The sequence below is a fragment of the Austwickia sp. genome, assembly GCA_016699675.1.
Taxonomy (GTDB): domain Bacteria; phylum Actinomycetota; class Actinomycetes; order Actinomycetales; family Dermatophilaceae; genus Austwickia.
In genome coordinates, this window is record CP064985.1 from 280,526 (window position 1) to 301,685 (window position 21,160).

The window sequence follows — 21,160 nt, forward strand, 5'->3', positions numbered from 1 at the left end:
CAGTTCCCGGCCGGCTACCGGGGGGTCGAGCAGACTGGGGTGGTGCCTCCCCTCGAAATCCCGTGGCCGGCGCAGCCCCCGGCGTACGGTCGCGTGCTCCTTTGCCCCTACGACCCGGCGTACGAGGCCGGTGACCTCGCGATGCTGCGCGACCTGGCCACCGACCCGTACGTCCCGCAGAAGGGGACGCTCCCGCCGGGCGCCGACGAGGAGCAGGCCCGCGCGTACGTCGAGCGGCAGCGCGGCCGCGACCGCGAGGGGCGCGGGCTCATGTTCGTCGTTGCCGATCAGAACGACCCGGCACGGGCGCTGGGCTTCGCGGCCCTGTGGGCCAAGGCGCTGGGTGAGGGGCGCGCGAACATCGGGTACGCCGTCGCACCGCGCCACCGGGGCCAGGGCCTGGCCGCCGACGCCATCGCCGCCCTGCTCGGTTTCGCGTGGACGATCCCCGTGATCCACCGGGTGGAGGCCTACGTTGAGCCGTGGAATGCCGCGTCGTGGCGCAGCTGCGAGCGCGCCGGGTTGGCCCGCGAGGGACTGCTGCGCAGCCACCAGGAGATCGGCGGGAGTCGCCGGGACATGCTGCTCTACGCGGCGATCCGGCCCTGACCGGCGGCTCGGGCGCCGCGGCGGGCCGCCGAGCCGGCCCACATCGCCAGGACCACGAGGGTGGCCAGCCCGGCCACGGCGTAGGCGTCGGTGAGGAGCTTGCCGAGCGGCCCCACGGCGTACTCCTGGTCGTCCCGATGCGGGAACCACCAGATCACGCGGCTGTACGCGGCCGCCGCCCACAGGAGCGCCACGCCGGCCACGGCGCGCACCGGCCCCGCAGGCCCCGGCCCGGCGCGCAGCGACCCAGCGCGCTCTCCGTTCCACACGCGGCGGCGGACCACGACCGCCCCGGCCCAGACGAGGAAGGCCCAGATCCACACCCAGTGGTGGCTCCACGAGACCGGCGAGACGAGCAGGCCCGCGAACGCGCAGGCCAGCAGCGCGGCGACGGGGTCACCGTGGGGACCGAGCCGCCCGAGCACGTACGCCGTCGAGGCCAGCACGGCGAGCACGAGCACGCCCCACAGCGCCGTCGAACCCCCCTCGCCCACCGCGCGCCACACGGCGCCGTTGAGGGACTGGTTGCCGGAGAAGGCCACCCCGCCGACCCGCCTGGGGTCGCGCATCGCGGTCGTCCAGAACTCCCAGGACGAGTGCGGCCACACGAGGAAGCCGAGGCCGACGCCCACGACGAAGGCCGCGGCGGTCCTCCCCAAGGAGGCCCAGTCTCGGCGAAACAGCAGGACCAGCACGAAGATCCCGGGCGTCAGCTTGATGATGGTGGCCAGCCCGATGAGGGCCCCGCGCCAGCGCCGGGCGCGGGGGCCCGCGAGACCGAGCACGTCCTCGGCGATGATCCAGGCCAGCACGAGGTTGACCTGACCGAACGACAGCGTGGCCCAGACGGGTTCCAGGGCGGCCGCGAGTGGCAGGACGAGCAGCGCCCAGGATGCGTACGCCGGGGCCGCGGCCCGCAGCAGCAGCACCGTGAGCCGGTAGAGCGCGGCCAGCGACGCGACGCACATGACCGCGCTCGCCACCAGGTCCGGCATCGCCGCAAGCGGCGCGAACAGGAAGATCGCGAGCGGCGGGTAGGTGAACGGGAGCAGCCCGTACGGGGTGTCGTAGATGTGATCGCGCCCGTCGAACGCCTGCTGGGCGCTGCGCCGATAGACCTCGAGATCGGTGGGGAGTCCGGTCGCGGTGAAGTACGCGACCACGCCGAGCGCACCGAGCAGAACGACCAGGCTGCCCAGACGGAACCGTTGGTCCTGACGACGCATGAGCGTCATTCTGGCACCGGCGAACCCGGCAGGGCGCCCGGCCCACCTGCGAGGAGTGCCACGAACTGCTCCTCGGTCAGGATCGGCACCCCGAGCTGCTCGGCCTTGTCGGCCTTGGTCCCGGCATTCTCCCCCACCACCACGTAGTCGGTCTTCTTGCTCACCGACCCGGCGGCCTTCCCGCCGCGGGCGAGGATGGCCTCCTTGGACTCGTCGCGCGAGAAGCCCTGCAGCGAGCCGGTGACGACCACGGTGAGCCCGGCCAGGGTCTGTTCGAGGGAGGCGTCGCGCTCGTCGGCCATCCGCACCCCCGCGGCCGCCCAGCGGTCCACGATCTCGCGGTGCCAGTCGACGTCGAACCACTCCAGGACCGCGTCGGCGATGACCGGGCCGACGCCCTCGACAGCGGCCAGCTCCTCACGCGTCGCCGCCCGGACGGCGGTCATCGAGCCGAAGTGCGCGGCGAGGGCGCGGGCGGCGGTCGGCCCGACGTGGCGGATCGACAGCGCGACGAGGACGCGCCAGAGTGGCTGGGTTTTCGCGCTGGCCAGGTTGGCCACGAGGCGTGCGCCATTGGCCGAGAGCACCCGCCCGTCGAGGACGCCCGGCTCGGGCACCGCGTCCGGGTCGGCGAGTTCGGTCTTCTTCGCGGCGCGCGTGTAGAGCGGCACCCGCGCGATGTCCGCCGGGGTCAGCTCGAACAGGCCCGCCTCGTCGGTCAGCACCCCGGCTTCCAGGAGCGCGATGGCGCCCTCCCAGCCGAGGGCCTCGATGTCGAACCCCCCGCGCCCGGCCAACCCGAAGACCCGTTCGCGCAGCTGGCTGGGGCACGAGCGGGCGTTGGGGCAGCGGATGTCCTTGTCGCCCTCCTTCTCATACGCCAGCTCCGCCCCGCAGGACGGGCAGTGCGTCGGCATGACGAACGGCCGCTGCGTCCCGTCGCGCAGGTCCACGACGGGCCCGACGATCTCGGGGATGACGTCGCCGGCCTTGCGCAGCACGACGGAGTCCCCGACGAGGACGCCTTTGCGCTCCACCTCGAAGGCGTTGTGCAGGGTCGCCATGGACACGGTCGAACCGGACACCTTGACGGGCTCCATCACGCCGTACGGCGTGACGCGTCCCGTTCGCCCGACGTTGACGCGGATGTCGAGGAGCTTGGTGGTGACCTCCTCGGGCGGGTACTTGTACGCGATCGCCCACCGCGGGGCTCGCGAGGTCGACCCGAGCCGCCGCTGGACGGCGACCTCGTCCACCTTGACCACCAGGCCGTCCAGCTCGTGCTCGACGGAGTGCCGATGCTCGCCGAAGTAGTCGATGCGCGCCTGCACCGCGGCCATGTCGTCGAGCACCTGGACGGCGTCGCTGGTGGGCAGGCCCCAGGCGGCGAACGCGGCGTAGGCCTCGCTCTGCCGCGCCACCTCGAACCCGCGCCGGGCCCCGATGCCGTGCACGAGCATCCGCAGCGGCCGCGTCGCGGTGACCCGGGGGTCCTTCTGGCGCAGCGACCCGGAGGCGGCGTTGCGCGGGTTCGCGAACGGCGGTCGCCCCGCCGCCACCAGGGACTCGTTGAGCTGCGCGAACGCGGCGACCGGGAAGAAGATCTCGCCGCGGATCTCGATCAGCTCGGGCACCGGGTGCTCTTCGGAGGCGGCGAGCTGGTGCGGGATGCCGTCGATGGTGCGGACGTTCATCGTGACGTCCTCGCCGGTGCGGCCGTCGCCGCGGGTGAGGGCGCGGACGAGGCGGCCGTCCTCGTAGAGCAGGTTGATGGCCAGGCCGTCGATCTTCAGCTCGGTCAGCCAGTGCAGCTCCGCCCCGCCGGCGCCGCGCTCGACGCGCTCGGCCCACTCCGTCAACTCGGCCGGGCTGAACACGTTATCCAGACTCATCATCCGCTCGACGTGGTCGACGGCGGCGAAGTCGGTGGAGAACGTGCCCCCGACCGTCTGGGTCGGGCTGTCCGGGGTGCGCAGGTCGGGGTAGCGCTCCTCCAGGGCCTCCAGTCGGCGCAGCAGGGCGTCGTACTCCCCGTCGGCGATCGTGGGCGATTGCCGCACGTAGTAGGCGAACTGGTGGGCGCGAATCTCCTCGGCCAGCTCGGCCCACTCGTGCCGCGAAGCGTCGGGCGCCTCCTGCGGCGCGGCCTCGCCGGTGGCCGCGGCGCGGGACTCGGGGGGCGGTGCCACCGGGAGCTCGTCGCCGTCGGGGGCGCTGGCGGGAGGGCGGGTCGCGGTCACGGGCCCATCCTGCCGCACCCCACCGACAGCCCCCGGCAACCGCCCGTGCCTGCCCGGAATGCGCGTCCGGGTAAAGCCTTACGGCACGACCTCACCGTCTCGACATGCGCTGTAATGTACAAATCAGCGCAGCACCTCCTATGCTGCAACCATGACAGAGATGACCGTGAGCCACGCCCGGGCCCGCTTAGCCGACGTGGTGGACGCCGCTCGGGTCGGCCACGCCCCCGTGTACCTCACCCGACGCGGCCACCGCATCGCGGCCGTCATCGACGCGGACGACCTCGACCGCCTGATCGCGGCCGCGGAAGACCTCGCCGACCTCCTCGCGGCCCGTGACGCGCGTGCGGAGATGGCGACCGGAGAACTTGCCATCCCGTGGGACCAGGTCAAGTCCGACCTCGGGTTGGCATGACCTATCGGGTCGACATCGCCCCCGCTGCGGCTCGCCAGCTGCGCAAGCTGGACCCACCGGCGCGACGTCGAATTCAGGCGGCGATTGAGATCCTGGCCGCCGAGCCCCGTCCCGCGGGGGCGACGAAGCTGGTCGGTGGGTCCGGGGAGTGGCGGGTCCGGACCGGGACATACCGCATCGTCTACGAGATCCACGACAACGTGCTCGTCATCCTGGTCATCGCCATAGGCCACCGACGCGACATCTACCAGCGGCGCTGACCGAGCATCGTGCCCGCCCGGACTCGCCTCGGGCGTCCAGGGCGCGCGCAGGGCGGGGCGATAGGGTGGGGCCCGACATCGCCACGACCAGGGGTTACCACCACATGTGCGGCATCTGCGGCTTCATCGACCCGGCCACGACGTACGACCGGGAGCAGGTGATCCGCACCCAAGCCGCGCGGATCACGCACCGAGGGCCCGACGATGACGGCTTCCACATCGACGGCGACGTTCACCTGGGCTTCCGCCGGCTGTCGATCATCGACCTGGCCGAAGGCCACCAGCCGCTCTTCAACGAGGACGGCACGAAGGTCATCACCTTCAACGGCGAGATCTACAACTACCAGTCCGTGCGCGAGCGGCTGACCGGGCGCGGGCACCGATTCCGCACGGCCAGCGACACCGAGGTGCTGCTCCACTCGTACGACGAGTACGGCGCCGGCATGTTCGACCACCTGCGCGGCATGTTCGCGTTCGCGATCTGGGACTCCCGCGAGCGCGAACTTTGTCTCGCACGGGACTTCTTCGGGATCAAGCCGCTCTACTACGCGCCGCTGAAGGATGGCTTCGCATGGGCGAGCGAGATCAAGTGCTTGCTGGAGAACCCGGCCGTACGTCGTGAGCTGAACCCGCAGGCGCTCGCGAGTTACTTGAGCTTCCAGTACAACCCGCTCGACGAGACGATGTTCGCCGGCATCTACAAGCTGCCCCCGGCGCACTACCTGCGCTGGAAGGACGGCCGCTGGGAGATCAAGCGCTACTGGGCCGCCGAGTTCCACCCCGAGGAGGGGCGGACGTTCGAGGACCACGTCGAGGAGCTGTCGGCGGTCCTGGAGGACTCGGTCAAGGCACACATGATCGCCGACGTCGAGGTGGGCTCGTTCCTGTCCTCCGGCGTCGACAGCTCCTTCGTGGCGGCGAGCTTCGGCGGGCAGCGCACCTTCACGGTCGGCTTCGACAACGCCGGGTACAACGAGATCGACGCCGCGCTAGCCCTGGCCGCGGACATCGGCGTGGAGTCGCACAGCAAGGTCATCACGCCGACCGAGTACTGGGACGCCCTGTCCGACATCCAGTGGCACATGGACGAGCCACTGGCCGACCCCGCGTGCGTGCCGCTGTATTTCGTCTCCAAGGTCGCCCGCGAGCACGTCAAGGTCGTGCTCTCCGGGGAGGGCGCGGACGAGCTGTTCGGCGGCTATCAGATCTACAACGAGCCGCACGGGCTGCGGCACATCTCGCGGGTCCCCCGGACCGTACGTCGTGGGCTCGGCACCCTCGGGGACAAGCTGCCCAAGTTCTACGGTCAGGGCTACCTGCACCGGGGGGCGCTGGACCTGCAGGAACGCTTCATCGGCAATGCCTACCAGTTCCGCGCGGGCGACGTACGCGCCCTGATGAACGACGAGCTGGCGCACCCGATCCTGCCCGGCGACGTGACCGGGCCGTTCTATGCCCGCACGATCGGGCTCGACGACGCGACGCGGATGCAGCACCTCGACATCCACCTGTGGATGGTCGGCGACATCCTGCTCAAGGCCGACAAGATGAGCATGGCCAATTCGATCGAGGTGCGTGTGCCGTTCCTCGACAAGGAGGTCATGGCCGTCGCCGCGAAGATCCCGACGCGTTATCGGATGGACGGGACGCAGACCAAGACGGCGTTCCGAGCCGCGGCGGCGAAGAAGCTCCCCCGGGCCTATTACGAGCGGCCCAAGCTGGGCTTCCCGGTGCCGATCCGGGTGTGGCTCAAGGAGCAGCCGTGGAACGGCAGAGTCACCGAGGCGTTCGCCTCGGCGACCGCGCGGCAGTACTTCGACGTCGCCATGCTGCGCCGGCTCCTCGACGACCACGGCGCCGGGGTGGCCGACAACAGCCGGCTGATCTGGACAGTCTTCATCTTCCTGGTCTGGCACGAGCGGTACTTCGACGCCTGACCCGCGCCGCCGGCCCCGGACCCGACAAGGTTCGCCGCCGACACGGTGCCAGGGTCGGCGGCGCCCCGGCCGTGCTTACTCCTCGGACGCAGGTGAGGAGATCGTGAGCGGGTGGGCCAGCAGCGCGCGGCGATCCGTCCCCTCAAACACGACGATGGTCGCGGTGGACCACCTCGGCACGTGCCGGGTGAACTCGCCCGCCGGGCCCTCGTACTGATCGGTGCCCCCGTCCTTGAGGGTCCACGAGACGTACATGTGGTCCCCCGGGCGGGTGTTGGCGAGCTGGAAGGCGAAGTGGGCTCCGTTGCGGGTGGCGGCGATCTGCACCGCCTTGTCGTTGGACAGCTCGAGGCTCGCGACGGGCGCCCCACCCCGAAGGACCGTCACGGTCGCGGTGGTCCAGCCCGGCTGGTGGCCGCTGTCCCAGTACCCGAGTCCCAGCTCGGGATGCGGCCCCCGGTTGACGTTGAAGTGGGTGACCCCCAACGGATTGAGGACGGTGCGCCACACGACCTGCACGACATCCCCGCTGCGCAGACCCGTGAACGTGAACCCGAACATCCGCTGCTCAGCGAGGTTGTAGGACGTGATCGTCACCCCCGCCGCCGCCGCGGTCGTGACCGGCGTGGCCTCGGCCGGCATCGTCGGCAATCCCGCCGCCGCCGCCCGCGCCGCCTCATCCCGGGCGGCTCGGGCCCGGTCCTGCCCGGGCACCGAGGCCTGGGACGACGCGGCGGGCTTCGGCTCCGGCCGTGGATCACCCGACGCCGCGTGGGCCGTGCCGCCGGTCAGCGCGAGACCGAGCGCCGCGGCGGCGCCCAGGGTGAGGACACGAGTTGTCGCCATGACTACCCCTTTCCGGCCCACCTGGAGTGGCACCGGTGAATCTGCCAGGAGCCCGACGGCGGGCAGGGGCTCGGCCGGGGGCGTGACGTGCCACCGGCCACGTCGTACGACGTCGACGACGCACGGCAGGGGTATCGGGAAGGTCCTAGGTCGCCCCGCCAGGGACTGCGTCGACGTGAGCCCACGCCATCGCCTTCGAGCGCGACCGTTGCGGACGCGTGGTCAAGATTACGTCAGGTGACCGCCAAGGGAAAGAATAAAACCCCAGGTAGGACGCTCGCGCCAGACAAGATGCGCTCTGCCAGTGCCGATGTCATAAGGCGAGACGAACTGCTTGGCGCTGAGCCGCTAGGTGGCGCCGTCACCGCGCACGCCGTAGCCACCGCCGCCCTCTCCCGCCGCACTGGCGCCCTCTTTCCCCTACTGGCGCCCTTCTTGAAGCGGGGCGGCAGTAAGGGAAAGAGGGCGCCAGTGCAGACCAGTTAGCGGCGGGCGGCGGACGATCTCGGTCAGGCCGACCTCGCCTCGACCGACCGCTTCGCCCGACCGACCGGTTCGCTTGACCGACCGCTTCACTAGGGGCTGGCGGTCGGGGTGCTCCAGTCCGGCCACGTGGCCAGCTGGGTGTGCAGCGAGGGGGTCTTGCCCTGCGGGAACGTCACGTACCCCGAAGGGACAGGGCTCGATGAGCCGATGCAGGCGACGGGGTGTCGGGTCGTCTCCCCGGCGTACGGTGACGTCCAATGCACCGGGTAGCTCGGCGGAAGATGTCAAGCAGTCTGAGACACGTGTCGTTACGCGGTCTGTATGAGGGCCTCCGGTGAGGGTTGGTTGATCCAGGCGGCCTGGGGCAGTTTGGGTGCCTGGGGTCGGCGGTTGCCGAATCGGTGCGGGTGGGTGGCGTGGGCGGCGTCGAGGGTGGCCTGGCGCTGGGCGCGGATCTCGGCGGCGGTGCCGAAGTGGACCGACGCGGGGGTATGAAGTCCGATCCCGGAGTGTCGGTGCTCGTGGTTGTAGTAGGTGAAGAACGCCTCGCAGAACGTGCGGGCGTCGGCCAGAGAGCCGAACGCGTCGGGGAACACGGGGGCGTACTTCAAGGTCTTGAACGCCGACTCGCTGTAGGGGTTGTCGTTGCTGACCCGTGGTCGGGAGTGGGAGCGGTCCACGCCCAGGTCGAGCAGGAGCTGGGCGACGGGCTTGGAGGTCATCGAGGTGCCTCTGTCGGCGTGGACCGCGTCGGGGATGCCGTGCAGGCCGAATGCCTCCTCGAGCATGGTCTTGGCGATCTGCGAGTCCTCGCAGGCTTGGACGGTCCAGGCCACGACGTAGCGGGAGAAGATGTCGAGCACGACGTAGAGCTGGAACCAGATCCCACGGCCGGGGCCGCGGAGTTTGGTGATGTCCCACGACCAGACTTGCCCGGACTTGGTGGCCAGCAGTTCGGGCTTCTTCTTCGCCGGATGGACCGCCTGCCGGCGACGTTCCCCAGCTGCGTCGTTGCGGCGCAGGATCCGGTGCATCGTGGACATCGAGCACAGGTAGGTGCCCTCGTCCAGCAGCGTGGCCCAGGCCTGGGAGACGCTCTTGTCACAGAACCGTTCGCTGGTCAGCACGGCCAGCACCTGGGCCTGCTCGGCCAGCGTGAGGGCGTTGGGTGGCGTGGGCCGCTTGGGTGCCGGTCCGTGGGCCGGCCCCTGTCTGTCAAGGTGCAGTGGGACAGCCGGTGGGTCCGGTTGTGTGGTGGTTGACGGGGCGAGAGAGCAGATGGATCGGTGACGATGAGTCAGGCGGATCGGCCGGCGCGGTCTTCGCGGCGTAGGTTCACGGCGGCGTTTAAGGCGGCGGTGGTCCAGGAGTATGACGCGGCGGACGGTCCGGGGGCGCGGGGCGCGATTTTGCGTCGTGAGGGTTTGTATGACTCTCATGTGCAGAAGTGGCGCAAAGCGGTCGAGGAGGGCCGTTTGCGGGATACCCCGGTTGCGGGTCTGACCCCGAGCCGGGACCGTTCGCGGCAGGCCCAGTTAGAGGCCGAGAATGTGCGGTTGCAGGCCGAGTTGGACATGACGAAATCGATGTTGGAGGTCATGGGAAAAGCACACGCGCTCTTGGAGACGGTGTCCAAGAGCGCGCCGGGAAAGCAGCAGTGACCGCGGTGCTGTGGCCCGCGTTCGAGGCGATCGAGGCCCTGGCCGGGACCAGCGCTGCGTCGGCGTTGACCGGGATTGCCCGCTCGAGTGTGTATCGGTGGCGGGCCCGGGACAGGAAACCGTTCGGACCGTCTCGGGCGCCCAAACCCAAGGTGATGCCCTCGGCGTTGAGCCCCGCTGAGACGGCTGCTGTGCTGGAGGTCCTCAACAGCGACCGGTTCGCCGATAAGGCCCCCGCGCAGGTGTGGGCCACGCTGCTGGACGAGGGCCGGTACCTGTGCTCGGTATCCACGATGTACCGAATCCTGCGTGCTCACCAGCAAGTTCGTGAGCGGCGGGCGGTCGCTTCCCACCCCTCGCGGGTCAAGCCGCAGCTGCTGGCTACCGGCCCCGATCAGGTGTTCAGCTGGGACATCACCAAACTCAAGGGCCCGAGCAAGGGGGTGTACTACAGCGCGTACGTGATGATTGATATCTACTCCCGGAAAATCATTCACGTCGAAGTCCATACCCGTGAGGATAAGGTGTTGGCCCGCGACTTCATCGATGCCGCGATCCGCGCGAACCGCGGCGTCCTGCCTCGATACATTCATTCGGATAATGGCGGCCCGATGACCTCGGGCACCGTCGCGCAGCTCCTGTCGGCGCTGGATATCACCAGGTCGTTGTCGCGACCCAAGGTCAGTAACGACAATCCCTACTCCGAAGCGGCGTTTAAAACCCTCAAGTACTGTCCTGCCTTCCCCGACGACTTCGGGTCGCTGATCGACGCGCAAATATTCATGCGCGATTTCGCCGGCTACTACAACCAGCATCACCGGCATTGCGGGATCGGGCTGTACACCCCTTGTTCCGTCCATGACGGGACCTGGCGCGATCAACGCCGGACCCGTCAAGAGACCCTGGACGCGGCCTGGCGGGCCCGTCCCGACCGTTTCCCGGGCGGCCGCCCCCAGGCACCCAAGGTGCCGACCAAGGCCTGGATCAACCAGCCGCCAGCCAGCATCCAGACCAGCTCCGCTTCCCACACTTCCGAAGCGGCCTAAATGTCCCAAACACCTTGACACGTACCGGGCGGCTTCTTCGCTCGGTAGTGGCTGCCGCGGGGCCGGCCCAGCAACGCACAGGCGTGCTTCACCCCGACCTGCTCGGCGAGCTCGTCGACGGCGGGGTTGATCACCGCGCCGCTTCGGCAGGTTCGTGCTCTCGGAGAGCATCTCCAAGAGCGCGTGTGCTTTTCCCACGATCTCCAACGCCGCCTTCGTCCGGACCAGCTCGGCCTCGGCCCTCTCTGCCCGGGCTCGCAGCTGCTCGACCTCCCGGTCGCGGCGGTCCCGGGTCTTCGGGCACCCAGGTCCCAGCGCCGCGGTCGCACCGGCCTCGGCAGCCTTGCGCCACTCGGTGATGTGGGATGAGTACAGGTGCTCGCGGCGCAGGATCGCGCCCCGCTCACCCCGGTCCGCCGTGTCGTACTCATCCAGGATCCGCGCCTTGTACTCCGCGGTGAACATCCGACGCTTGGGCTGGTCAGCTCTCGGGGTCACCACCCCATCATCGAGGCGGGCGGCATCAGCCAACGTCATGGTCATCAGGTGTCTCGCTTCTCCGCCCCGTGCAGAGGGAAAGAACTCAGAAGGGGTGTCTCACCTCAGCCTGACGCACAGGGCGGCGGCGCACAGATCCTCTCGTAGTCAGCGAGGTTGACCGAGCGCCCCGCCATGACGCCGGCGGCGCTGGGAGTGATGACGGTGAGTGCGGCCACGCGCCTGCGGACCATCCGATATACGCGCGGCGCCCTGGTCGTTTTCCCGATCACCCCTTGATCATGACCCCGCGGGATTCCTGAGGCACCGCCGACAGGCCACGGTTTCCTGGGCGCGGCCGGTCAGGCGCGGGCGGCCTCGGTCAGCTCGGCGGCGGCGCGCGGGAGGGTGCGATGGACGCGTACGGCGTCCACCGGCGCCATCCGGGCCAGCCCGCAGGCCGGGGTGATCACCACCTGATCGAGCAAGCGCAGGTCGAGGCCCAGTTTCCGCCAGGCACGGCGTACCGGCTCGGCGACTGCCCCCGGTGCAGCCCCCGGGTCGTTCGTGGGCAGCGCTCCGGCCCACAGCGCCGTCCCCGCCTCCACGGCAACCGCCACCGACTCCCAGCCCCGCGGGCCGAGCAGGCCGACGTCCAGCGAGATCGCGGCGGCTCCAGCCTCCTGGAGCAGCGCCACCGGCACCTGCGGAGCGCAGCTGTGCACCACCACGGTGGCGTCCAGCGCCCCGATCAGCTCGGCCAGCACCCGCCGTACGTCGTCCGCGTTCACCGCGCGGAGCCGACCGAACCCGCTGCTCGTCGGCAGCTCTCCCGCCAACACCGCCGGCACCAGGGGTTCGTCGAGCTGCAGGACGAGTTCGGCGCCCGGCACCACCCGACGTACGTCGGCGACGTGCCCGAGCACACCTTCCGTCAGCGATGCGGCCAGGTCGCGGCAGGCGCCGGGGTCGACCACCACGCGCTCGCCACGGTTGAGGCGCAGCTCGGCGGCCAGCGTCCAGGGGCCGGCGACCTGGAGCTTGAGCAGCCCGGCGTACCCGTCGTACGCCTCCGCGAGCTTGTCCAGATCGGCCCGCAGGTACGCCGTCGCCCGGGACTCGTCCCGACCTGGCCTGTCGACGAGCCGCCAGCCGGAGGGCTGCAGGTCGACGGAGAGCCCCGCGAGGATGCCGGCCGCCCGCCCGATCATGTCGGCGCCGGGGCCCCGGGCGGGTACCTCGGGGAGATAGGGAATTCCCGGCTCCCCGGAGATCGAGGCGTCGGTGAGGGTGTCCCGGACGACCCGCACCGCCTCGGCCATGGCGCTGTTGTCGGTGCCAGGCCACGACCCCAGCGCGCTCGCTCTGCTCACGCCGGCCACGATAACGACCCGCGCTACCAGCTTCAGTAGTCGAGCACCCGCAGCCCATGGATTCGGGAGAAGGTGCGGTGATTCGCCGTCAGGAGGGGAGCACCCGCGCCGAGAGCCACGCACGCGATGAGTAGGTCCATCGTCGCGAGCGGCGAGCCTTGCCGGAGGAGGGCAGCATGGACGCTGGCATACGTCGGAGCAAGCCCGGCATCCGGGAGTGCAACCGGCAGGTCTCCGCACACGCGAAGCACGCGTTGCCGCTCCGCGAGGGGATCGCCATGGAGTTCGGCGCCGACCAAGAGCTCTGACAGCACGAATACGCTGAGGCCGAGGGCCTCGCCGCGGTGATCCGAAAGCCATCGCCGCGCCGGCCCAAGCTCGCCCCGCCGGCTCTCACAGATCGCGTCAACGACGAAGGTCGTGTCGAGGTGAATCACCAGTTCGGCACTCGCACAGCGTGATTCCTTCGGTCCTGGACAGCAGCGTCGATGGCATCGACCGTCTCCTCGGAGAGCGCGACATCATCCAGCGCGTCGAGCAGGTCTCCCGCGGTCGAGCCAGCCGCGGGCAGGTACTTCTTGATCACCTGGGAGAACGAATCGCCATTCTTCAGCCGGCTCAGTCGTTCGTAGGCGTCCAGATCGATGGTGATGGTCTTCACGGCCATGCACTTAGCGTACACGGACATGCACTGCCCACCGGCACTGGTGCCACCGCCCCCCATCGCCCCTATCGAGGAATCAGTGCCCGCGCGGTTGAATGGAGCCGTGGGGGACGACGCGTCCCAGTCGCCCTGGTTCACGGGGGTTGCCCTAGGCGGTGCCCTGAGCGAATGGGTCCAGCTGGTATGGCGTGCCGAGACGACCCGCACGCATCGGCTCGTCCCCGACGGCTGCGTCGATCTCGTGTGGACGTCGGCAGGGGTCGTGGTGTGTGGCACCGAGGATGTCGGCTGGGACTTCACCCTTCCGCCGGGGGAGATCGCCAGCGGGATCCGGCTCAAGGCGGGCCTGGCCCCGGCTTTGCTCCGCGTTCCCGCCAACGAAATGGCCAACCAGCGCATCGATCTGGCGGACCTCCTCGGGCGCGCGGCGAGTCCGGTGGTCGACGGACTGCACGCGGCGCGATGCGACGCAGAGCGGGTCAGGATGCTGACGCGGCTGGTGGGCGGTCTCTGCGACGACGCGGCCCCCGATCGGCTCGCGATGGCCGGCATGCGGCTGCTCGACGCGCGTCCCGCGCTGTCGGTCGCGGCGGCCGCCGGCACCGTGGGCTTGAGCGAGCGTCAGTTCAGGCGTCGGGTCCTACACAGCTTCGGCTTCGCCCCCGCCGTCGTGCGCCGCGTCCATCGGCTACATCGGTTCCTCGACCTCGGCCGCAGCCACCCCGACAGCTCGATCAGCGCCCTCGCCCACGCGGTCGGATTCCACGACCATCAGCACCTCGTGCGCGACGCCAGAGCCATCGGGCGCGGCACACCGTCCGAACTGCTCGGGCGCTGACCGATTCGTACTATCCGGCCCAGTCCTGCGAGCCCTAGCGTGGCGGGGCACCTGCGGCTCGAACCGGGCCGCCCCCGCCAACGCTGGAGACCTGCGATGACCACCCACGATGTGACCGTCACCCGCACCATTCACGCCGCTCCGGAGCGCGTGTGGGAAACATTGACCAGCCCCTCGCTCGTGGCCTCGTGGATGATGGGCGCCGAGGTCCAGAGCACCTGGCAGCCGGGCGACCCCGTCACCTGGCGCGGCGAGTACGAGGGCAACCGTTTGAGGACAAGGGCGAGGTCATCGAATCCCAGCCGCCGCGGCGGCTGGTTCATACCCACTTCAGCGCGTTGTCCGGCGGCGAGGACGTTCCGGAGAACTACCACCGCCTGGCCTGGACCCTCAGGCCCGAGGACGGGGCTACGAAGCTCACGTTGGTCCAGTCCGGGGCCAGCTCGGCGGCCGAGGCCGAGCAGTTCAAGGCGTCCTGGGCGCAGATGCTCGATGCGCTCCGTGAGGCCGCCGAATCCTGAGGTTCGAGCCGCCGGTGGGATCCCACCAGGGGGTTGTCGCTCCCGGCCCCTGCCTCTAGCCCCGGTCTTTCATGACGGTGCCGACGACGGCATCGCTGCGTGGGGTGAGTCGATGACGGTGCGCGGGTACGACATTGGGCCGGCTGGCGCTGCCGGGCTGCGGTTCTCCGGGTCGTGATGTCGTGGGCGGACGGGGGGTCAGGCGGGTTGTGGGATCGCGGCGATGTTGGCGAAGACTGCGACGATCGCGGCCGCCCATGGCCACGACTCGGGTATCCGCAAGCGTCGTCGGCGGGCGCTGTGAGTCAGCCGGGCTGGGACGTGAAGGAAGCGGTAGCGCAGCGCTTTCGGCTCACACGCCGCCAGCGACTTCGCGTCTCCGGTCAGTGCGAGGAGCCGGGTCCATGCGGTCAGGTCGGCAGCGATCTGCACCAGCATCAGCCACACCCGGTTGATCTCGAACTCCCGCGACGGGAACCGCCCCAGCCCCGAGTCCTTGGCGTGCCGGATCCGGTCCTCGACCCGAGCGTGCGCCCGATGCCGGGCCTCGAGGAAAGCCAGTTGTCCGGTCGTGGTGTTGGTGACGAAGGCTTGGTAGCGCCAGCCGTCACGTTCCTCGAACAGCGACAGTTGGGCGCCGGGATGGGGTCGTTCGCGGCGCACGATGACGCGCATTCCGGTCGGCCAGCTGCTCAGGTCCAAGAGCCCGGTGAGCTCGGCGACGTCACCTCCTTCGCGGATCCCACCGTCGGCGTCGAGTGCCGGGGTCCAGACCTTCTTCGGGACCAGGTCGATGGCGTCGCGGATCTTCTCGGTGACCGCGAAACCCACGCTGTACTCCACGCTGCGGCCACGGACCCGGTTCTGCTCGGTAAGCCAGTCCAGCAGCTTGTGCGATGCGCCCGCGCCGTCGGAGCGGATGAGCAGCTTCTTGCGGTGCGTGCCGGGGATCTGCGCGATCGCGTCGGTGAGGACCTCGATGTGGTCGGCGGCGGTGTTCGAGCCGGCATTGCCAGCGCGGAGCTTGGCGGCGAGGAACTCACTCGTGTTGTCGCACCACACCCCGAGTGGGTGGAACCCGAAGGTCCGCTTGAACGTGGCCGCCGCGTTCTCCTTCTCGCTGTGGCTGATCACGATGGTCGCGTCGGTGTCGAGCACGATCAGATCGTCAAGATCGGTCCCGGCGACCTTGCTCGCCGGGACGCCGTCAGGCAGCTGGGACCAGACCTGGCGGCGGACCCGCGCCCGCGCGTTCTGGATCCTCTTCAACCGGCCAGGTGTGACCTCGTCCAGTGCCCGCCACACCGTCGGCGCCGACGCGACACGGCCCAGCACGCTGGACTGGTGGCGCAGCACGTCGATGTCGGCGATCGCCTCCCCGCCGTCGGCGAGCATCACCGCGACGTCGGTCAGCACCCTGCCGCGGTCGTGACCGGGGACGAAGTTGCGGCGGACCATCACCTTGGACAACTCGGACGTGAGGCCGACCCGGTCGGCCAGAAGGCGGGTGGCGACGCTGCCCGCATGGGCCACCACGCCGACACCATCGGAGGTCACGGACAAGCCGGTAGACCACGAAGTACGCTTCACCTACGGAGTGCCTTCCGGTTCGGAGATCTTGAGTCGTCGCAAACCCAAGTTTCCCTTGCTGGACAGGCACTTCCGTGCTTCTACGCGCCGATCACACCCGAGTCTCGTGAACGATCCGGGCTAGCGTCCGAGGCATGAGCATCGACCCGCAGCGCACCGCGCTCGTCCTCATCGAGTTCCAGAACGACTTCACTTCCGAAGGCGGCACCCTGCACGACGCCGTGAAGGACGTCATGAGCAGCACGAACATGCTCGACAACACGGTGGCGATGGCCGACGCCGCGCGCGCGGCCGGCGCCACCGTCGTCCACGTCCCGATCTCGTTCAAGCCGGGGTACGGCGAGCTCACCAACGCCCCGTACGGCATCCTCGCAGGCGTCGTCGAGTCGCAGAGCTTCCTCGCCGGCAAGTGGGGCAGCGAGATCGTCGACGTGCTGACCCCCAAAGACGACGACGTCGTCGTGGAAGGCAAGCGCGGCCTGGACGCCTTCGCCTCCACCAACCTCGACTTCATCCTGCGCAGCAAGGGACTGTCCACGATCGCCCTGGCGGGCTTCCTCACCAACTGCTGCGTCGAGTCGACGATGCGTACGGCGTACGAGAAGGGCTACGACGTCTACACCCTCACCGACTGCGTGGCCGCGACCAGCGCCGAGGAGCACGACAACGCCATCGCCCGCGATTACCCGATGTTCAGTCGCCCCACGACATCCACCGACTTCGCGGCGGCCCTGTCCGGCGACGGCGGAGTGACCGACACGAGCCGTGGCTACTGACTGAGGCCTCGCCGAGAGCCCAGATCTCCCTGACTGCCTAGCGGGACGGAATGGCGCCCTGGTCGGCACTGCGTGACCGTCGCTCCTCACGACGGGCGCGTCGCCGCCGACAGGTCGTTGGCGCCGCCCAACCATGCCCGACGGCACCGCTCGGAGGAAGGGGAGCCATGCGCGCGATGCGACTGGGCTTGATCATCGGGATCACCGTGGCCGCGTTCGTGGTCCTTGCTGCCGTGTCCGTGGTCGCCTGGGGATACACCCACGCCTCCCCCACCGGCTCGGCCGACACGGTCTGGCATCTGCGCCGGGTCGGAGATACACGGCCGCAACGGCAGGACGTCGACGTGTCGGCCGCGCTCGCGGAGATCACCTTCCAGTCCCACCGGGTCACGTGGATGTACGGACTCAACTGGTGCGAAGGCCGGATGACCTCCCAGGATGCCGCCTACCGGATCAAGCCCGTCCGGTGCACGGCGGCGCCGGGAGCCGGCGCAGCGGCCACGCCCGGCGAAGCCGTCGCCGCGTTCCGTGCCCTGACCACCGCGGAATCCTTCACCTTGTCCGCGGACGGTAGCGGCCTCACCTTCACCACGGGAACGACCCGGATGGTGTTCACGCCCTGACGCCGGTCGCAGCTCCAGCGCCGCGGTCGCCCCCCCCCCGGACGCCCTGGCCCTCCTCGGTCAGTCACCCGCGACGACGTACGGCGTACGCCGTCGCCCCAGCCGCGATCAACGCCAGCCCACCCACGACCGACGCCCACGGCAGGGTCGCCGCCAGCACCAGGCACCCGGCCAGCCCGAGCCACGGAACCCCTCGCGCGGGCGGGCCCTCGTCGGCGCGAAGGGTCGAGGCGGCCGCATTGGCGATGGCGTAGTAGGTCAGCACTGCCACCGAGCTGAAGCCGATGGCTGCGCGCACGTCCGCGACGGCCGACACCAGACCGGCCACCAGCCCCACGGCCAGGGCCGCCCGATGCGGCACCCGAGTCCGGGCGCTCACCTCAGCAAGCACCTCCGGCAGGTGCCCGTCACGGGCCATCGCGAACGCCGTGCGGGACACTCCGAGCAGCAGCGACAGCAGGGAACCGAAGGCCGCCACCACCGCCGTCGCCCGCAGCACGGCACCGAGCCCGGGCCACCGGGAGACCGCGGCCGCGTCCGCGAGCGGGGACCCCGCCTCGGCCAGACCCCCGGGCCCCAGCAGCCACCACAGCGCCGCCGCGACCCCGGCGTACACCGCCAGCGCGATCCCCAGCGCCACCGGGATCGCCCGCGGGATCGTGCGCTCCGGCTCGCGCACCTCCTCCCCCAGGGTGGCCAGCCGCGCGTACCCGGCAAAGGCGAAGAACAGCAGGCCGGCGGCCTGCAGGACGCCGTACGGCGACGCCGCCCCCGCGGCCTCCCGCGCGTCCGGACCGCCCGGACGAGGACTGGCCAACGCGACCGCCACGAACAGCAGCAGCACCGCGAGCACGCACCCCACGATCAGCCGCGACGCTCGCGCGCTCTTCTCCACCCCGGCACAATCGATGGCCACGACGGCAGCCACGGCCAGCACCGCCACGAGGTGCGCGTGCGCGGGCCAGGCGTACGCCCCCACCGTCAGCGCCATTGCCGCGCAGCTCGCGGTCTTGCCCACCACGAAGCACCAGCCCGCGAGGTAGCCCCAGAACGGCCCGAGGCGCTCCCGGCCGTAGACGTAGGTGCCCCCGGAAGCCGGATAGCGGGCCGCGAGCCGCGCCGACGACGTGGCATTGCACCAGGCCACCCCGGCGGCCAGCAGCAACGCGGCCGACAGCCAGCCCCCGGCCGCCCGCGCGGCCGGACCGAAGGCCGCGAAGACGCCCGCCCCGACCATTGCCGCCAGGCCCACGATGACGGCATCACCCAGCCCCAGCCGTCGCTCCAAGGTCGTCACGGGGCCCCCGACCTCACGTCTGGTGAATGCTCTGCCGCAGCTCCGCGAGCACCCGCTCGACGGCCGCGGCATCCTCGACATGCAGCACGGCGGCCCAGGAGGGAACGAAGCTCTCCAGGTAGCGGTGGCCGGTCTCGGGCGGCACGGCGGTCGCGACGGGCATGTCCGCGGCGAGCTGCCAGAAGCTCACCCACGGGTACCAGGCCACCTTGTCCGCCACGTCGTGGCCGACCTTCTCGCGCATCCAATCCGGCTCGCCCAGCAGCAGCTGCGGCGACCACCACACGATCGCATCCGACGGGTGCTGCAGGTAGACGATCCGGCGCTCGCCCCAGGGGTCGTAGCGGCCCCCGAAGTACGTGCGGGACAGGTCCTCCCGCCGCGTGGCGAAGCGCACGGTGCGCCCGACTTGAGACGTAGGCGAGGGGACTGGGGAAGAACGAGTACTGCATCGAGGCGATCGCGGTGTCGCCGCCGCCGAGCATCTCGAACGACGACATCGACCACTCCGGCACCCAGCCGGTGCCGGTGGTGGTGGTGACCAGCAGGTGGCTGCGCTCGAACGCGCCGGTGCGCTCCAGCTCCGCGACCACGGCCCGCGCCGCGTCGGCGACGTCCTGGTGGGCGGACTTTCCGGCGTAGACCCGGATCGGCTGCTTCGCCGGCTGGGCGGTCACGGCCGCGATGCGCTCCGGCGTGGGCCCGCTGGTGACGAAGATCTTGCCCTCATAGCCCAGGCTGTCCCACGACTCGCGGGACGCGGGACTGCCCGAGCGCTCAGCCAGGGTCGGCGCGCTGCGCCCCTCCGGAGACCTGGCGGCGTTCCGCGTCGCCTTCTCCATGGCCGGCTCCATCAGCCCGCGGAACAGCACGCTGTCGGTGAGCATCAGGATGACGAACACGATCACGAGGGTGGCCAGTCCCGAGGCCACGAGGTCGGGCGCGAACCGCGCGGCGTGCCCCTTCAGCCAGCGGCGCAGGGTGGCGATGCCCTTGCCGGCCAACACGAGCACGGCGAAGAGCGCCGCCCCCGCGACGAGACCGACGACGAACGTGACCGGCCCGCGCTGAGGTGCCCCCAGCCGGTCCGCCACCTGGTCCTGCGCCAGGTGACCCAAGACCGCCGCGACCAGCGTGACCACCACCAGTAGCCCGATGGCGAGCCGCCGCGCCCACGTGCGCTGCGGCTCCGCCATAGCCACGGTGATCCCGAGGCGCGGTCGCAGCCACCGCCAGACGGCGCGGAGCAGGGACCCCACGAGGTAGCCGAACGCCGAGCTCACGCCGATGACGACCGCGTTCATCCACCAGTTCCGCGGCACCAGCGTCGGCGTCATGGCCTGCCAGAACATGATCAGCGCCCCGACGAAACCCCATCCGTTCCCGAGGATTCGGTGGCGTCCGGCCTCGGTCGCTCCCCGCGCGGCAGGACTCATGGACCGACCGTAGTCCACCGGCCGCCGGGGCGAGGCCTCACGGGAGGAGGCTGGGGAAGGCCGCAGACGGCGCCCGCGGGTGCGCAGCGGGTTCGGTCGCCGCGCGCACCCGGGGGGCCGCGGCCGGGGCGACCGGACGAAGCCGGTCCACGGCGGGCCGCCCGTCCCAGCGCCAGCTCTCGTCGCGACGGGGCCGCCCGGGGATCGGAATCCGCCCGCAGCACCACAGCAGCGCATCGGCGGGGCCGAACGCGCCCAGGGAGGACTCCTCGGCGTGGAACAGCCGATCCACGACGGCCGTCGCCACGTCCCGCGGCGGGCGCCAGGTCCCGCCGAACCCCGCCACGATGTCGTAGGCGTGCACCACGACCTCCAGGGCGCCCATGGCGGCAAAGCCCGCCGGATCCGACACGCCGTACGCGTGGTAAGCCCTCGAGTCCGGGTCGGCGGCCTCCACCACCGCGGCGAGCATCCCGCCGTACGTCGGGAGGCCGCGGACCAGATCCTCCGCCTTTGTGCGCGGCCGCGGGACGAGCTCGTACGGCGTGCCCCCCGGCTCGATCCGGGCGGTCGCCACCAGGCAGGCGTAGTAGTGCAGGCAGTCAACAGCGTGCGAGAAGGTGTCCCGGCAGCTCAGGTCCAGATCGCGCGCGTGCGTTCCGCACCAGTCGCCCTCGGCGTACGGCGTCAGCGCCGCCACGGCCGAGGCCACCGACACTCGCACCAATTCCCCACCGGCTAGCCCCGATTCGGTCACCACCCGACCTCATCACATGGGGGCGGTCGACCGCCACGGGCATTCCGACTCCGGACCTCGCCCGCCGCCCCGGGCGCGGCCG

21 protein-coding genes and 1 pseudogene are annotated in these 21,160 nt (G+C 70.6%); 10 read left to right on the forward strand and 12 right to left on the reverse strand.

Features of this window, described 5'->3' with window-relative positions:
* The first annotated feature begins 42 nt into the window (after nt 1-42).
* Nucleotides 43-609 (forward strand): GNAT family N-acetyltransferase, encoded by a 567-nt coding sequence (locus IPK37_01340; protein ID QQS01158.1) that lies wholly within the window; start codon nt 43-45, stop codon nt 607-609.
* Here the strand turns inward: IPK37_01340 and IPK37_01345 are convergent.
* Together IPK37_01345 and ligA are read right to left on the reverse strand one after the other, a co-directional pair.
* Nucleotides 588-1,835: a DUF2029 domain-containing protein gene (locus IPK37_01345; GenBank protein ID QQS01159.1), complete on the reverse strand. Its 1,248-nt coding sequence runs from the start codon at nt 1,833-1,835 to the stop codon at nt 588-590. The genes IPK37_01340 and IPK37_01345 overlap by 22 nt on opposite strands.
* Before the next feature lie 5 nt (nt 1,836-1,840).
* On the reverse strand, nt 1,841-4,093 hold the full coding sequence (ligA, locus tag IPK37_01350; GenBank protein QQS01160.1) for an NAD-dependent DNA ligase LigA: 2,253 nt from the start codon (nt 4,091-4,093) through the stop codon (nt 1,841-1,843).
* Between the two features lie 133 nt (nt 4,094-4,226).
* Here ligA and IPK37_01355 point away from each other — a divergent pair, with 133 nt between their 5' ends.
* From IPK37_01355 to asnB, 3 genes are all read left to right on the forward strand, one after another.
* Entirely contained in the window at nt 4,227-4,490 is a 264-nt protein-coding gene (locus tag IPK37_01355; GenBank protein ID QQS01161.1) for a type II toxin-antitoxin system Phd/YefM family antitoxin, read from the forward strand.
* Nucleotides 4,487-4,750 carry a type II toxin-antitoxin system RelE/ParE family toxin gene (locus IPK37_01360; GenBank protein ID QQS01162.1) on the forward strand — a complete coding sequence of 88 codons (264 nt, stop codon included), beginning with the start codon at nt 4,487-4,489 and terminating at the stop codon, nt 4,748-4,750. The genes IPK37_01355 and IPK37_01360 overlap by 4 nt, the downstream gene beginning before the upstream one ends.
* Nucleotides 4,751-4,854: 104 nt before the next feature.
* Entirely contained in the window at nt 4,855-6,687 is a 1,833-nt protein-coding gene (asnB, locus tag IPK37_01365) for an asparagine synthase (glutamine-hydrolyzing) (protein QQS02599.1), read from the forward strand.
* Nucleotides 6,688-6,762: 75 nt separating this feature from the next.
* Here the strand turns inward: asnB and IPK37_01370 are convergent, their stop codons facing one another.
* The 3 genes from IPK37_01370 to IPK37_01380 form a co-directional block, all read right to left on the reverse strand.
* Nucleotides 6,763-7,533 (reverse strand): hypothetical protein, encoded by a 771-nt coding sequence (locus IPK37_01370; protein QQS01163.1) that lies wholly within the window; start codon nt 7,531-7,533, stop codon nt 6,763-6,765.
* Between the two features lie 575 nt (nt 7,534-8,108).
* The gene (locus IPK37_01375; GenBank protein ID QQS01164.1) at nt 8,109-8,282 is read right to left on the reverse strand and encodes a hypothetical protein; all 174 of its coding nucleotides are present in this window, start codon (nt 8,280-8,282) and stop codon (nt 8,109-8,111) included.
* Between the two features lie 45 nt (nt 8,283-8,327).
* Complete coding sequence (locus IPK37_01380; protein QQS01165.1) at nt 8,328-9,155, reverse strand: IS3 family transposase; 828 nt, start codon at nt 9,153-9,155, stop codon at nt 8,328-8,330.
* 156 nt (nt 9,156-9,311) lie between these two features.
* Between IPK37_01380 and IPK37_01385 the strand changes: the two genes are divergently transcribed.
* Both IPK37_01385 and IPK37_01390 read left to right on the forward strand, forming a co-directional pair.
* Nucleotides 9,312-9,680, forward strand: a complete 369-nt coding sequence (locus tag IPK37_01385) for a transposase (protein QQS01166.1) — start codon at nt 9,312-9,314, stop codon at nt 9,678-9,680.
* The gene (locus IPK37_01390; GenBank protein ID QQS01167.1) at nt 9,677-10,726 is read left to right on the forward strand and encodes a DDE-type integrase/transposase/recombinase; all 1,050 of its coding nucleotides are present in this window, start codon (nt 9,677-9,679) and stop codon (nt 10,724-10,726) included. The genes IPK37_01385 and IPK37_01390 overlap by 4 nt, the downstream gene beginning before the upstream one ends.
* An 839-nt stretch (nt 10,727-11,565) precedes the next feature.
* Here IPK37_01390 and IPK37_01395 read toward each other — a convergent pair.
* From IPK37_01395 to IPK37_01405, 3 genes are read right to left on the reverse strand one after another with little or no spacing between them, the layout of a single operon-like run.
* Nucleotides 11,566-12,576: a methionine synthase gene (locus IPK37_01395; GenBank protein ID QQS01168.1), complete on the reverse strand. Its 1,011-nt coding sequence runs from the start codon at nt 12,574-12,576 to the stop codon at nt 11,566-11,568.
* 32 nt (nt 12,577-12,608) lie between these two features.
* Nucleotides 12,609-13,013, reverse strand: a complete 405-nt coding sequence (locus IPK37_01400) for a type II toxin-antitoxin system VapC family toxin (GenBank protein QQS01169.1) — start codon at nt 13,011-13,013, stop codon at nt 12,609-12,611.
* Nucleotides 13,010-13,243 (reverse strand): antitoxin VapB family protein, encoded by a 234-nt coding sequence (locus tag IPK37_01405; GenBank protein QQS01170.1) that lies wholly within the window; start codon nt 13,241-13,243, stop codon nt 13,010-13,012. Before IPK37_01405 ends, IPK37_01400 begins: the two co-directional genes overlap by 4 nt.
* A 100-nt stretch (nt 13,244-13,343) precedes the next feature.
* Here IPK37_01405 and IPK37_01410 point away from each other — a divergent pair, with 100 nt between their 5' ends.
* Both IPK37_01410 and IPK37_01415 read left to right on the forward strand, forming a co-directional pair.
* The gene (locus IPK37_01410; GenBank protein QQS01171.1) at nt 13,344-14,078 is read left to right on the forward strand and encodes an AraC family transcriptional regulator; all 735 of its coding nucleotides are present in this window, start codon (nt 13,344-13,346) and stop codon (nt 14,076-14,078) included.
* A gap of 96 nt (nt 14,079-14,174) precedes the next feature.
* Nucleotides 14,175-14,599: pseudogene (locus tag IPK37_01415) on the forward strand (SRPBCC domain-containing protein).
* Between the two features lie 198 nt (nt 14,600-14,797).
* Here IPK37_01415 and IPK37_01420 read toward each other — a convergent pair.
* On the reverse strand, nt 14,798-16,189 hold the full coding sequence (locus tag IPK37_01420; GenBank protein QQS01172.1) for an IS1380 family transposase: 1,392 nt from the start codon (nt 16,187-16,189) through the stop codon (nt 14,798-14,800).
* Between the two features lie 134 nt (nt 16,190-16,323).
* Between IPK37_01420 and IPK37_01425 the strand changes: the two genes are divergently transcribed.
* Both IPK37_01425 and IPK37_01430 read left to right on the forward strand, forming a co-directional pair.
* Nucleotides 16,324-16,965, forward strand: a complete 642-nt coding sequence (locus tag IPK37_01425; GenBank protein ID QQS01173.1) for a cysteine hydrolase — start codon at nt 16,324-16,326, stop codon at nt 16,963-16,965.
* A 167-nt stretch (nt 16,966-17,132) separates the two neighbouring features.
* Nucleotides 17,133-17,588 (forward strand): hypothetical protein, encoded by a 456-nt coding sequence (locus tag IPK37_01430; GenBank protein ID QQS01174.1) that lies wholly within the window; start codon nt 17,133-17,135, stop codon nt 17,586-17,588.
* Between the two features lie 64 nt (nt 17,589-17,652).
* Here the strand turns inward: IPK37_01430 and IPK37_01435 are convergent, their stop codons facing one another.
* The 3 genes from IPK37_01435 to IPK37_01445 are packed head-to-tail and all read right to left on the reverse strand — an operon-like array spanning nt 17,653 to nt 21,081.
* On the reverse strand, nt 17,653-18,957 hold the full coding sequence (locus tag IPK37_01435; GenBank protein ID QQS01175.1) for an APC family permease: 1,305 nt from the start codon (nt 18,955-18,957) through the stop codon (nt 17,653-17,655).
* Entirely contained in the window at nt 18,882-20,321 is a 1,440-nt protein-coding gene (locus tag IPK37_01440; GenBank protein ID QQS01176.1) for an alpha/beta-hydrolase family protein, read from the reverse strand. Before IPK37_01440 ends, IPK37_01435 begins: the two co-directional genes overlap by 76 nt.
* A 37-nt stretch (nt 20,322-20,358) precedes the next feature.
* Entirely contained in the window at nt 20,359-21,081 is a 723-nt protein-coding gene (locus tag IPK37_01445; protein ID QQS01177.1) for a hypothetical protein, read from the reverse strand.
* Nucleotides 21,082-21,160 lie beyond the last annotated feature (79 nt).